The following is a 12,191-nucleotide window of genomic DNA, read 5'->3' on the forward strand; positions in this document are numbered from 1 at the left end:
GTGGTTCAGCCCGCCGCAGCCCGGCCGCGGGCCCGGGCCGTCCGCCAGAGCCCCACCACGCTGCCCAGCACCAGCAGCGCGATCACCCCCGCCGACAGCAGGAACGCCGCCGAGCCGGGCCGGCCCGCGCTGGCCGCCGCCGTGACGTACACCGCCGTGGTCGGCACCACACCGACCGCGGTGGCGGCCACGAAGGGCAGGAAGCGGACCCCGGAGAACGCCGCGCCGTAGTTGGCCGCCTGGAACGGCATGCCGGGCAGCAGCCGCAGCACCAGCACGCTGCGGAAGCCCTGTTCGGTGAACCGCCGGTCCAGCGAGCCGAGCACCTTCCCGCGCAGGTACGGGCGGAGCGCGTCGCGGCCGAGGCCCCGGCCGAGCGCGAAGGCGAGGGCGGCGCCGAGCGTGGTGCCGAGCACCGCCAGCGCCACGCCCTGCTGGATGCCGAGCAGCAGCCCGGCCGCCGCGTTCAGCGCCGGCCGGGGCACGAAGGCGAGCGTCCCCACCGCGTAGACCAGCGCGAACAGCGGGCCGGACCAGTACGCCGGCATCCGGTCCGCCGGCCCGTCGGACAGCAGTTGCGTCGGGCTCCACAGCAGCAGCGACCCGGCCGTCGCCGCGAGCACCGCCACCAGCAGCGCGAACCGCCACCACGGTGAACGCGGCGCGCCGGCGGGCGGCCGGGTCGCGGCGGGAGGTGCGGGGGCGGCATCGGGCTCGGACACCGCCGAAGCGTAACCGGTGCCCGCGCGCGCCCCTGCCCCGGCCCGGGCGGCGGCTCAGCTGTACGGGTCCTTCGCCGGGTTGTAGTGCCAGAACTGGTTGGCGCCGGCCTGGTACTCCCACTGGATCACCGGGGTGCCGTCGGCGAGACGGCCGCCGGCGACGTCGAGCACCAGGCCGCTGTGGCCGTTCACGATCCGGCGCGGGGTGCCGGGGTGACTGGCGGGCGGGTCGCTCCACTTCTGGTTGTCGCCGCCGTTGCAGGTCCACTGGTCGGCCTGGGTGCCCCAGGTGGTGCTGAAGGCCGGGATCTCCAGGCACTTGCCGCTGTGCTGGTTGATCCAGCCCCGGTCGGTCTGGGGCCACTTCTGGTTGTCGCCGCCGGTACAGGTCCAGATCCGGACCGGGGCGCCGTCGTCGACGCGCCAGTCGGCGACCTCCAGGCAGAGGTCGTCCGGCCCCGGGTAGCCGCCGGTGCGGATCTCGGCGGGGCCGAAGTCGGCCGCGGCGGCGGGCGGGGCGGTGAGGGCCACCGCGGCGGTGGCGAGGACGGCGGCGGTGAGTGCCGTGATGGCGGAGAGGCGGGTTCGACGGGACATCGGGTCGACCTCCGTGAAAGGGGGGATTGAGTGCGCTCGGGCGGCGGGTCAGTGCGGCCGGGCGAGAAAGCGCAGCAGACGTTGCCACGAGTCCAGGGCCGCCCCGGCGTGTTCGACCGCGGCGTGCTCGAAGAAGTTGTGCGGTGCACCCGGATAGCTGACGAACTCGTGCGGGCAGCCGGCGGCGGTGAGCGCCGCGTCGAAGGCCGCGACGGCGGCGGCCGGGATGTGCTCGTCGGCGCCGCCCCAGAACGCGAGGACGGGGGCGGTCAGCTCCCCTGCCAGCTGGGTGGGCCCCGGGGCGCCGGCGAGGGTGTCCGGGTAGCCGTAGTAGCCGACCGCGCCGGCCAGGCCGAAGCGCGGGGCGGCGGCGCGGAAGGCCTGCCGCCCGCCGAAGCAGAAGCCGAGCGCGACCACCTCGGCCGGCCCGACGGCGCGCAGCCGCTCCAGCGCGGCGGTGAGGTCGGCGTCCAGGCCCCCGGGGGTGAGCGCGAGCAGGTGGGGGAGCAGGCCGGGCAGTTCGCCGAATTCCGCCGGACGCTTTTCCGGGAAGGCTCCGGCGGTGCGTCCGTAATAGTCGAGGACGAGGGCCGGGTGGCCCTGTTCGGCGAGCCGGGCGGCGGTGTGCCGGTAGAACGGGGAGAGGCCCCGGTTGTCCGGCAGGACGAGTACGCCCGGTCCGGTGGCGACCTCGGGGCGGGCCAGGAAGGCGCCGAATTCGGTGCCGTCGGCCGAGGTCAGGGTGAGTGGGGCGGCCTCGGCCAGGGGCCACAGGGCGGGGCTGAAGGCGGGCGGGGCGGCGTCCGGGTCGTAGCACACGGGGAATCCCTCTCGCGGGGGTACGGAAACGGGGGCACGGAGTCGGGGGCACGGAAAAACCGCCGGGCGCGGCTGCGCCCGGCGGTTCGAGACCTTAGCGGGGAATTCCCTCGGGAATTCACGATCATATCGAAGAGAGATCTTTTCCGGAAGGCTTTTCCGGTGACATTGCGGTCACGTTCTCCCCGGTGGAATTCCGTTCGGCCAGCCGCAGCGCCCCGGCACTCAGCAGCAGGGCGCAGGCGAGGGCGGTGACCAGGCCGAAGGAGACGGTCAGCGAGGTGGCCTGGGCGAGCGCGCCGATGATCGCGGGGGCGACCAGGCCCGAGGTGTAGGTGACGGTGGCGACGCCCGCGATGGCCTGGCTGGGGTTGGTGCCGATCCGGCCGGCCGCGGCGAAGGCGAGCGGGACGATCACCGCGATGCCGACGCCGATCAGGGCGAACCCGGGGATGGCCAGCGCCGGGCTGTCGGCGGCGACCACCAGCAGGCCGCCGACGGTGGCGACGGCGCCGCCGATGCGGGTGGTGCGGACGGCCCCGAGGCGGCGGATCGCCGCGTCCCCGGCGAGCCGGCTGACGGCCATGGTGAGGGAGAAGGCGGTGTACGAGGCGGCGGCGACGGTGGCCGAGGCGCCGGTGACGTCCCGCAGGTAGACACCGCTCCAGTCCATCGAGGCGCCCTCGGCGAACACCGCGCAGAAGCCGACCAGCCCGATCACCAGCGAGCTGCGCGGCGGCAGCGCGAACCGGGGCGGCTCCTCCGCGCCCTCGTGCGCCCGGATGTCGGGCAGGCCGCGGCAGACGGGCTGGGCGAGGGCGAGCAGCACCAGCGCGGTGACGGCCAGCTGGATCCTGGCGTCCAGGTCCAGGTGGGCGGCGAGGATGCCGAAGCCGGAGGCCAGCAGGCCGCCCGCGCTCCACATCCCGTGCAGGCCGGACATGATCGAGCGGCCGAGCCGCTCCTCGACCTCCACGCCCTGCGCGTTCATCGCGACGTCCGCCATCCCGGCGGTGGCGCCGTACACCAGCAGCACCGCGCACAGCACCGGCAGCGAGGGGGCGAGCGCGGGCAGGGCGAGGGCGAGGCACCAGAGCGAGATCAGTCCGCGCACCGCGGCCCGGCCGCCGTAGCGGTGCACGAAGCGGCCGGCCAGCGGCATGGCGAGGGAGGAGCCGACGGCGGGCATGACCAGGGCCAGACCGAGCTGGCCGGTGGAGAGGTCGAGGCGGTCCTGGATCCACGGGATGCGGGTGACGAAGCTGCCGCTGACGGCCCCGTGGACGCAGAAGACCAGGGCGATGCTCGCCCGGGCCCGGCGCGGTGCGGTCAGCGGCTCCGGCGGCGGTGGTGCGGTGGTCCCGCTCATTCGATGTTCCCTCCCGGTCGCGCGGTGGGGGCGCGACAGTGCCCTGTTGATGGCGATAAATTATCAGGAAGGGAACCTGATAGAAACACTCTGGAAGGATGAACCTCCATGACCACCGCGCGTACGGCAACGCCGAGCACCGCCCGGGCGATCAACGACCGGCTGGCGCTCAACCTCCTGCTCGAACAGGGCCCCCTGACCGCGACCGAGCTGCGCGACCTCACCGGCCTGTCCCGGCCGACCGTCGCCGACCTGCTCGAACGCCTCCAGCGCACCGGCCTGGTGGCCGTCGTCGGGGAGCGCGGCGAGCAGCGGCGCGGCCCCAACGCCAGGCTCTACGCGCTGGTCGCCTCCCGGGCCCACATCGCCGCCTTCGACGTCCGCTCCGGCGGCGTCAGCCTGGTCGTCGCCGACCTGGCCGGGCGCAGCCTCGCCACCGCCGAGGTCCCGGTCGAGGACGGCGGCGGGCCGGACACCGCGGGCACGATCGTCGCCACTCTGCTGGAGACCGCGCGCGGCGTCGGCGTCGACCGGCTGCACACCGTCGCGGTCGGCGCTCCCGGCCTGGTCGACCCGGCCACCGGGCGGCTGCGGAACACCGGCAAGCTCCCCGGCTGGCACACCGGACTGCTCGGCGCGCTGCGCGAGCTGCCCGGCACCGAGGTGATCCTGGAGAACGAGGTCAACCTGGCCGGGAGGGCCGAGTACCGGGTCGGTGCCGCGCGCGACCGCGACACCTTCGTCCTGCTCTGGCTCGGCCACAGCGTCGGCGCCGCCGTCATCCTGGACGGGCGGCTGCGCCGGGGCTTCTCCGGCGGCACCGGCGAGATCTGCTTCCTGCCCGTCCCCGGGACCGTCGGCCTGCCCAGCGCCGACAGCTGCGAGGGCGGCTTCCACGACCTGGCCGGCAGCGCCGCGATCTGCGCGCTGGCCCGCGCCCACGGGCTGCCCGTCGGCCGCGCCGGGGACGCGCCCGCCGCCGAGGCCGCCGTCCGGGCCGCCCTGGCCGCCGGCCCGGCGGGCGAGGAGTTCCTGGACCGGCTGGCCGAGCGGGTCGCGATCGGCGCGGCGAGCGTCTGCGTGGTGCTGGACCCCGGCTGCGTGGTGCTCGGCGGCGAGATCGGCCGGGCCGGCGGGCCCGAGCTGGCCGGCCGGGTCGAGCGCCGGCTGGCCGAGCTCTCCCCGCTGAGCACCGAGGTGCGGGCCGGGACAGCGGGCGGCGGCGCGATCCTCGCCGGGGCGGTGCTGACCGCGGGGGACGCGGTGCGGCGGGACCTCTTCGGCGAACCGTGACGGCCACCGGCGGCGCCGGCCGCCCTCGCGTTCCCGCCCGCGCCACCGGTACGGCAGGATGGCGCGGGGGCACCTGCCCTCCGACCCCGAACCACCGTCAGGAGACGCACATGGGCCAGCCCGACGCGCCGGCCAACCCGTACCGCATCGGCGAGGCCGCGGCGCTGCTCGGCGTCAGCGCCGACACCATGCGGCGCTGGGTGGACGCCGGGCGGGTCGCCGCCGCGCGGGACGAGCACGGCCACCGGATCATCCCGGGCGCCGAGCTGGCCGCCTTCGCCCGGGAGCTGGCCAGGCCGGAGACCGCCGAGGCCGAGGGCCGGCCGTCCTCGGCCCGCAACCGCTTCCCCGGGATCGTCACCGACGTGGTGCTCGGCGACGTGGCGGCGCAGGTGGAGGTCCAGGCCGGTCCGTTCCGGGTGGTGTCGCTGATCAGCCGGGAGTCGGCGGAGGAGCTCAACCTGGTCCCCGGCGCGCCCGCGACGGCGGTCATCAAGTCCACCAACGTGATGATCGAACGGCGCTGAGGGCCCACCCGGGCGTCCGCGGACGCGCCGGACGAAGCCGAACAGCCCGAAGCCGAACGACCCGAAGCCGAACCGCCCGAAGCCGAAGCGAGAGGACCGGATGACACCCCCGCACCTGCCGACCACCCAGAGCGCCGTGACCGCCATCGAGGCCGTGGCCGGGCGGCACGGCCGCACCGTCCGCGCCCAGCACGACATCGGCCGCGACCGGACCTTCGCCGGGCTGGTCGGCCCGGACGGGCCCGGCGGCCCGGGCGGTCAGGGATGGGAACAGCTGGACGACATCCCGCACGAGGCGCTGCTGGAGTTCGACGGCAGCCCCGCCGTCACCGTCCGGCTGTTCACCCACGACGAGGTCGCCGTGACGGTCGAGGGCATCGCCTTCGACGTCGACCGCGACCGCGTCCCCGGCTTCCTGAACGCCGTCTGGTCCGACCTGGTGCACATCCGGGTGCGCACCTTCCCGCCGTCCACCACGCTGGTCGTCACCGTCCCCGGGGAGCCGAGCTACCGCGAGGGCGTCGGAGTCCACAGCCTCACCCCCTGGCTCTCGGGAAGGATCCGATGAACGCCGTCGCCCAGCCGCTCGGCCGGCCCCTCGTCAAGCCCCTCGCCGTCGCCCACCGCGGCGACCCGTACCGCTTCCGCGAGAACACCGTGCCCTCCGTCGAGTCCGCGCTCGCCGCCGGGGCGGACGCCGTCGAGGTGGACGTCCGGCTCACCCGCGACCGGGTGCCCGTGCTGCTGCACGACCGCACCCTGGAGCGTCTCTGGGGCGACCCGCGGGCGATCGACCGGGTCACCGCCGAACAGCTGGAGGAGCTGCGGCAGGGCCCGCTCGCCGTCCCCACCCTGGCCGAGGCGCTCAAGGCGGTGGCCGACGCCGAAGGCCGCCGGCTGCTGATCGACCTGGACGACGCGGGGCCGGTCGCCGCCGCCTGGTCGGTGGTCGCCGGACTCGGCGCCGAAGGGCTGGTCGCCTTCTGCGGCCCCACCACCGCCATGCTCGCGGTGCGCGAGCTGAGCCCGGACGCCGAGATCGCGCTCACCTGGAAGCAGCCGGGGATGCCCGTACGGGCCCTGCTGGACGACCTGCGCCCGCGCTACCTCAACCCGCCGTTCGGCCTGGTCACCCCCGACTTCACCGCCGCCGCGGCGGACCGCGGGCTCGCCGTCTCCACCTGGACCGTCGACCTGCGCCGCACCATGCGCCGGCTGCGCGACACCGGCGTCGCCTCCCTCACCTCCAACCGGATCGGTGTGCTGCGCTCGGTGCTGGACGGCGGCCGGTGAGCGGACCGGTCCTGGGCCGGCGGGCGCTCGGCCGGGCCCTGCTGGCCCGCCAGCACCTGCTCACGCGCGGCCACCTGGCGCCCGCCGCGCTGGTCCACCACCTCGGCGGGCTCCAGGCCCAGGCGGCGCCCCAGCCGCCCTACCTCGGCCTGCTCGCCCGGATCGACGGCTTCACGCCCGAGCAGCTGAGCACACTGATCGAGCAGCGGGCGGTGGTCAGGATCGCCCTCCAGCGCGGCACCATCCACCTGGTCACCGCCGAGGACTGCCTGACGCTGCGCCCGCTGCTCCAGCCGATGCTCGACCAGGCGCTGCGCACCACCTACGGCAAACCGCTCACCGGGCTGGACCTGGACGCGCTCGCCGCCGAGGCCCGCACCCTGGTCGAGGAGGAGCCCCGCACCTTCCGGCAGCTCGGCGCGCTGCTCGCCGCGAGCCGCCCCGACCGCGACCCGGCCGCGCTCGCCCAGGCCGCCCGCTGCCGGCTGCCGCTGGTGCAGGTCCCGCCGCGCGGGCTGTGGGGGCGCGGCGGCCCGGCCGCCCACACCACCGCCGAGGCCTGGCTCGGCCGCCCGCTCGACCCCTCGTCCGGCCAGGACGAGCTGGTGCGGCGCTACCTCGCCGCCTTCGGTCCGGCCTCCGCCGCCGACCTGCGCAAGTGGTGCGGCCTGGCCGGCCTCGCCCCGGTGCTGCGGCGGCTCGCGCCGGACCTGGCGGCGTTCCGGGACGAGCAGGGGCGGCAGCTGTACGACCTGCCCGAGGCGCCCAGGCCGGACGCGGACACCCCGGCGCCGGTGCGGCTGGTCGCCCCGTTCGACAACCTGCTGCTCTCGCACGCCGACCGCACCCGGGTGCTGTCCGAGGAGCACCGGGGCCGGGTGATGACCCAGAACGGGATCGTGCACGGGACGCTGCTGGTGGACGGGCTGGTCGCCGGCACCTGGCGCCTGGCCGGCGACCAGGAGGTGACCGTCGTGCCGTTCGCGCCGCTGGGCCGGGCCGACCGGCAGGCGGCGGAGGCCGAGGCGCAGCGGGTGCTGGCCTTCGCGGGGGCCGGCGGGGGCGGCGTGGTACGGGTCGAGGCGGTCGGGTAACCCGTTCGGGTGCTCGCGGCCGATCCGGCGGGCGGGCCCCCCGAACCTCTGCTGAGCTGGGTCGGTTCCCAATCGTCGACGACCCCGGCGGAGGTGGCCGTGTCCGTGGAACGCGCGCCCGGCGAGCAGCGGCGGCCGGACCACCGCAGGCCGTACCTGATGCTGCCGCCGGGCCTGCGGCAGGCGGCGGCGTGGTCGGTGGCGGTGATCCTGCTGCTCGCCGTCGCCTCACTGGTGGTCTTCGCGCTGGTCGAACTGCGGGCCGCCACCGTGCCGTTCGTGCTGGCGCTGCTCGGGGCCTCACTGCTCTACCCGGTGGTGCCGTGGCTGGTGCGCCGGGGCGTCGGGCGGGGCCTGGCCGCCGGGCTGACCTGCACGGTGCTGGTCGCCGCCGTCGGCGGGGTGATCGCGCTGCTGGTCAACTCCCTGGTGCACAGCGCCCCGCAGATCGCCTCCTCGCTCCAGGAGGCCGGGGAGCGGCTGGCCGACTGGCTGGGCCCGCTCGGGGCGAAGATCCAGCACGCGCTGAGCAACGCCAAGGGCGAGACCAATTCGCTGGTGTCCACGCTCACCAACGGGGTGCTCTCCGGGCTCGGCCTGCTCACCCAGCTGATCGCCGGCGGGGTGCTGTCGCTCGCCCTGGTGTTCTTCTTCCTCAGGGACGGCCACCGTACCGGCGACGCCATCCGCTCCTACCTGCCCGAGCGCAGCGCCGCGACCGTGATCGCCTGCGCGGAGCGGGCGTTCGACGCGATGGCCGGGTTCATGCGCGGCACCACGATGATCGCCCTGATCGACGCGAGCTTCATCACCATCGGCCTGGTCGCCCTGGGGGTGCCGGGCGCGCCTGGGCTGGGCGCGCTGGTCTTCATGGGCGCCTACATCCCGTTCGTCGGCGCCTTCCTGTCCGGCACGGTGGCCGTCCTGGTGGCCCTCGCCGACGGCGGCCTCGGCACGGCGCTCTGGGCGCTCGGGGTGGTCCTCGCGGTGCAGCTGATCGAGGGCAACGTCCTCCAGCCGGTCATCCAGAGCCGCACGGTGGAGCTGCACCCGGCCACCATCATGGTCGCCGTGGTGGCCGGCTCCGGGATCGCCGGGATCATCGGCGCCCTGCTCGCCGTCCCGGTCTGCGCGGCCGGAGTGGGCGTCATCTCGGTCCTGCGCGCCGACCCGGGGCGGGCGGTGGAGGCGGGGGAGTAGGAGGGCGCCGCCCGATTGTCGGTTGCCGTCGGTGCGGCGGGCGTGGAAGGATCATTAACGCGACAATAGTCGCAATAGCTGGGGGAGGGGTCGGATGGAACTGATCGAGGTGGCCGAGGCGGGGGCCGGGCCGTACGGGGTGGCCGTGGGGCCGGACGGGGGTGTCTGGTTCACGCTGGTGCACGCCGGGGAGGTCGGGCGGCTGGCTCCCGACGGCGGGGTGGAGCGCTTCGGACTCGGGGCACCGGGGTGCGGGCCCGCGGTGATCACCGCTGGGCCCGACGGGGCGCTGTGGTTCAGCCGGATGCGGGACCACCGGATCGGGCGGATCACGGTGGGCGGGGAGACGGGCTCGTTCGCGGTGCCGACGGCGGACGCCGGGCCGTACGGGATCGCCGCCGGGCCCGACGGAGCGCTCTGGTTCACCGAGCTGAACGCGGACCGGGTCGGGCGGATCACCGTGGACGGCGAGGTGACGGAGTACCCGCTGCCGCTCGCCGGGGCCTTCCCGTCGCTGATCACCGCGGGCCCGGACGGCGCCCTGTGGTGCACCCTCAACCAGGCCGACGCGGTGGCCCGGATCGGGACGGACGGCGACGTGACCGTCCACCGGCTGCCGACCGGGGGCACCGCGCCCGTCGGCATCACCGCGGGGGCGGACGGGGCGCTCTGGTACGTCGGCATCGGCGGCGGGCTGGTCGGGCGGATCACCGTGGACGGCGAGGTGACGGAGCACCCGCTGGCCGACCGCTCGGCCAGGCCGCACGCGATCGCGGCCGGGCCGGACGGCCGGCTCTGGTTCACCGAGTGGGGCGCCGGGCGGATCGGGGTGCTCACCCCGGACGGGCGGCTGGACGGCCACCCCGTCCCGGGCGAGGGCGCCGAGCCCCACGGCATCGCCGTCGCCCCGGACGGCACGGTGTACGCGGCGCTGGAGCGCGGGCAGCTCGCCCGGCTGGACGCCCGGGGCTACTGACGGCGCAGCAGCTCCTCCAGGTCGGCGAGCAGGCCGAGGGCGGCGGCGCGGTCGGCGCCGGTCCGGCCGGTGCCGACGATCCGTCCGAGCAGGTCCAGGGCCTCGGCGGGGGCGATCGGACGGAGTGACGGCGGCCGGCCGCGCCCGCTGGACGAACGGTGCGCGGGGAGCCGCCGGGCGGGCGTCCGGCGCCGTGGGGAGGGAGGCGTTCCGGCGGTTCTCGACCGGGGCTCCGCGCCGCGGTGAGCGCGGCCCGAGCGGACGCGGGCCGGGGGTCGGGCACCCGACGGCGGGTCAGGAGGTCCCTGGGCGCCCGGTCGGGAAGTCCCGGCGGGGGCCGGGGAACTCGGGCCCAGCGGCCCGGGACGGCCGGGCCCAACGGCCCTGGGGTGCGGGGGCGGCCAGTTCGGATCATGGATCGCCATCCATTCGCACGATGTTCCGAAGGAGTGCGTCCTTGAGCGCCACTCAGGCACAGGGCGACCCCACCTCACCGCCGACGGCCCTTCCGGCCGCGGCGGTCAGGGCCAGGCGGCCCGGTTCGGCCCTGGTCAGGCTGCTGACCACCACCGACCACAAGACGATCGGCACCATGTACCTGGTGTCCTCGTTCGCGTTCTTCCTGATCGGGGGCATCCTCGCCCTGGTCATGCGCGCCGAACTGGCCCGGCCCGGAACGCAGATCCTCTCCAACGAACAGTTCAACCAGGCCTTCACCATGCACGGCTCGGTGATGCTGCTGCTGTTCGCGATGCCGTTGTTCACCGGCTTCGCCAACTGGATCATGCCGCTCCAGATCGGCGCCCCCGACGTCGCCTTCCCGCGCCTGAACATGCTGTCCTACTGGCTGTTCATGTTCGGCTCGCTGATCGCCGCGGCCGGTTTCGCGACCCCGCAGGGCGCCGCCGACTTCGGCTGGTTCCTCTACGCGCCGCTGTCCGACGCGATCCACTCGCCCGGCGTCGGCTCGGACATGTGGATCATGGGCGTGACGCTGTCCGGCTTCGGCAGTATCTTCGGCGCCGTCAACTTCATCGTCACCATCATCTGCATGCGCGCACCCGGAATGACCATGTTCCGGATGTCCATCTTCTGCTGGAACGTGCTGCTCACCTCGGTGCTGGTGCTGCTGGTCTTCCCGGTGCTGGCCGCCGCGCTGCTGGCGCTGGAGTGCGACCGCAAGTTCGGCTCACACGTCTTCGACCCCGCCAACGGCGGGGCGATGCTCTGGCAGCACCTGTTCTGGTTCTTCGGGCATCCGGAGGTGTACATCCTGGCGCTGCCGTTCTTCGGGATCGTCTCGGAGGTCATCCCGGTCTTCAGCCGCAAGCCGATGTTCGGCTACTCCGGCCTGATCGCCGCGACGGTGGCCATCGCCGGCCTGTCGGTGACGGTGTGGGCGCACCACATGTACGTCACAGGACAGGTCCTGCTGCCGTTCTTCTCCTTCATGACGTTCCTGATCGCCGTCCCGACCGGCGTGAAGTTCTTCAACTGGGTCGGCACCATGTGGAAGGGCTCACTGAGTTTCGAGACCCCGATGCTCTGGACGGTCGGCTTCCTGGTCACCTTCCTGTTCGGCGGTCTGACCGGCGTGCTGCTCGCGGCCCCGCCGATCGACTTCCACGTCTCCGACTCGTACTTCGTGGTCGCGCACTTCCACTACACGCTGTTCGGCACCGTGGTCTACGCGATGTTCGCCGGCTTCCACTTCTGGTGGCCGAAGATGACCGGCAAGAAGCTCGACGAGCGGCTCGGCAGGATCACCTTCTGGACCCTGACCGTCGGCTTCCACAGCACCTTCCTGGTCCAGCACTGGCTGGGTGCCGAGGGCATGCCCCGCCGCTACGCCGACTACCTGGCGTCGGACGGCTTCACCACCCTGAACACGGTCTCGACCATCGGCTCGTTCCTGCTCGGCCTGTCGATCCTGCCGTTCCTCTACAACGTCTGGAAGACCGCCAAGTACGGCGAGAAGGTCACCGAGGACGACCCGTGGGGCTGGGGCCGCTCGCTGGAGTGGGCGACCTCCTGCCCGCCGCCCCGGCACAACTTCGTCAAGCTGCCGCGGATCCGCTCCGAGTCCCCGGCCTTCGACCTCCACCACCCGGACATCGCGGCCCAGGACGTGCTGGTGCACAGCGGCGAGCCCGCCAAGCACCTGGGCGACGTGGAGCCGGCGAAGTACGACCGGCCGCTGAGCCGGGCGGACCGGGCGCGGGCGGCGGCGGCCGACCTGCCCGCGGGGCCGTCCGGGCCCGCCGGCCCACCCGGCGCGGGCGGCTGAGGCCGCTCCCCCCA

At 74.8% G+C, this 12,191-nt stretch carries 12 protein-coding genes; 8 read left to right on the forward strand and 4 right to left on the reverse strand.

The annotated features are described in order from the left end of the window. Nucleotides 1-5: 5 nt before the first annotated feature. The 4 genes from ACIQOW_RS30150 to ACIQOW_RS30165 all read right to left on the reverse strand — a co-directional run bounded on the left by ACIQOW_RS30150 (nt 6) and on the right by ACIQOW_RS30165 (nt 3,507). Nucleotides 6-722, reverse strand: coding sequence for a TVP38/TMEM64 family protein (locus ACIQOW_RS30150; protein WP_401090203.1), 717 nt, complete (start codon nt 720-722; stop codon nt 6-8). 54 nt (nt 723-776) lie between these two features. Next, nucleotides 777-1,319 carry an RICIN domain-containing protein gene (locus ACIQOW_RS30155; RefSeq protein WP_401090205.1) on the reverse strand — a complete coding sequence of 181 codons (543 nt, stop codon included), beginning with the start codon at nt 1,317-1,319 and terminating at the stop codon, nt 777-779. 48 nt (nt 1,320-1,367) lie between these two features. Continuing rightward, the gene (locus tag ACIQOW_RS30160; protein WP_401090206.1) at nt 1,368-2,138 is read right to left on the reverse strand and encodes a dienelactone hydrolase family protein; all 771 of its coding nucleotides are present in this window, start codon (nt 2,136-2,138) and stop codon (nt 1,368-1,370) included. Nucleotides 2,139-2,262: 124 nt separating this feature from the next. Next, nucleotides 2,263-3,507: an MFS transporter gene (locus ACIQOW_RS30165; RefSeq protein ID WP_401090208.1), complete on the reverse strand. Its 1,245-nt coding sequence runs from the start codon at nt 3,505-3,507 to the stop codon at nt 2,263-2,265. Between the two features lie 108 nt (nt 3,508-3,615). Between ACIQOW_RS30165 and ACIQOW_RS30170 the strand changes: the two genes are divergently transcribed. The 8 genes from ACIQOW_RS30170 (at nt 3,616) to ctaD (ending at nt 12,177) form a co-directional block, all read left to right on the forward strand. Continuing rightward, entirely contained in the window at nt 3,616-4,800 is a 1,185-nt protein-coding gene (locus ACIQOW_RS30170; protein ID WP_401090210.1) for an ROK family transcriptional regulator, read from the forward strand. Nucleotides 4,801-4,910: 110 nt separating this feature from the next. Continuing rightward, complete coding sequence (locus ACIQOW_RS30175) at nt 4,911-5,327, forward strand: molybdopterin-binding protein (protein WP_401090212.1); 417 nt, start codon at nt 4,911-4,913, stop codon at nt 5,325-5,327. Nucleotides 5,328-5,427: 100 nt separating this feature from the next. Beyond that, entirely contained in the window at nt 5,428-5,895 is a 468-nt protein-coding gene (locus ACIQOW_RS30180; protein ID WP_401090214.1) for a hypothetical protein, read from the forward strand. Beyond that, the gene (locus ACIQOW_RS30185) at nt 5,892-6,620 is read left to right on the forward strand and encodes a glycerophosphodiester phosphodiesterase (RefSeq protein ID WP_401090216.1); all 729 of its coding nucleotides are present in this window, start codon (nt 5,892-5,894) and stop codon (nt 6,618-6,620) included. Before ACIQOW_RS30180 ends, ACIQOW_RS30185 begins: the two co-directional genes overlap by 4 nt. After that, nucleotides 6,617-7,714: a winged helix DNA-binding domain-containing protein gene (locus ACIQOW_RS30190; RefSeq protein WP_401090218.1), complete on the forward strand. Its 1,098-nt coding sequence runs from the start codon at nt 6,617-6,619 to the stop codon at nt 7,712-7,714. Before ACIQOW_RS30185 ends, ACIQOW_RS30190 begins: the two co-directional genes overlap by 4 nt. A 99-nt stretch (nt 7,715-7,813) precedes the next feature. Continuing rightward, nucleotides 7,814-8,914 (forward strand): AI-2E family transporter, encoded by a 1,101-nt coding sequence (locus ACIQOW_RS30195; RefSeq protein WP_401090220.1) that lies wholly within the window; start codon nt 7,814-7,816, stop codon nt 8,912-8,914. 94 nt (nt 8,915-9,008) lie between these two features. Beyond that, nucleotides 9,009-9,890: a virginiamycin B lyase gene (locus ACIQOW_RS30200; RefSeq protein ID WP_401090222.1), complete on the forward strand. Its 882-nt coding sequence runs from the start codon at nt 9,009-9,011 to the stop codon at nt 9,888-9,890. Between the two features lie 436 nt (nt 9,891-10,326). Beyond that, the gene (gene ctaD, locus ACIQOW_RS30205) at nt 10,327-12,177 is read left to right on the forward strand and encodes a cytochrome c oxidase subunit I (RefSeq protein WP_401090224.1); all 1,851 of its coding nucleotides are present in this window, start codon (nt 10,327-10,329) and stop codon (nt 12,175-12,177) included. Nucleotides 12,178-12,191: the final 14 nt, after the last annotated feature.

It is taken from the genome of Kitasatospora sp. NPDC091335 (assembly GCF_044757205.1).
GTDB lineage: Bacteria > Actinomycetota > Actinomycetes > Streptomycetales > Streptomycetaceae > Kitasatospora.

Excerpts from the sequence above, each read along its gene's own strand:
- ACIQOW_RS30155 (WP_401090205.1), bottom strand. The coding sequence starts at position 1,319 with ATGTCCCGTCGAACCCGCCTCTCCGCCATCACGGCACTCACCGCCGCC.
- ACIQOW_RS30165 (WP_401090208.1), bottom strand. The coding sequence starts at position 3,507 with ATGAGCGGGACCACCGCACCACCGCCGCCGGAGCCGCTGACCGCACCG.
- ACIQOW_RS30170 (WP_401090210.1), top strand. The coding sequence starts at position 3,616 with ATGACCACCGCGCGTACGGCAACGCCGAGCACCGCCCGGGCGATCAAC.
- ACIQOW_RS30175 (WP_401090212.1), top strand. The coding sequence starts at position 4,911 with ATGGGCCAGCCCGACGCGCCGGCCAACCCGTACCGCATCGGCGAGGCC.
- ACIQOW_RS30180 (WP_401090214.1), top strand. The coding sequence starts at position 5,428 with ATGACACCCCCGCACCTGCCGACCACCCAGAGCGCCGTGACCGCCATC.
- ACIQOW_RS30185 (WP_401090216.1), top strand. The coding sequence starts at position 5,892 with ATGAACGCCGTCGCCCAGCCGCTCGGCCGGCCCCTCGTCAAGCCCCTC.
- ACIQOW_RS30200 (WP_401090222.1), top strand. The coding sequence starts at position 9,009 with ATGGAACTGATCGAGGTGGCCGAGGCGGGGGCCGGGCCGTACGGGGTG.
- ctaD (WP_401090224.1), top strand. The coding sequence starts at position 10,327 with ATGTTCCGAAGGAGTGCGTCCTTGAGCGCCACTCAGGCACAGGGCGAC.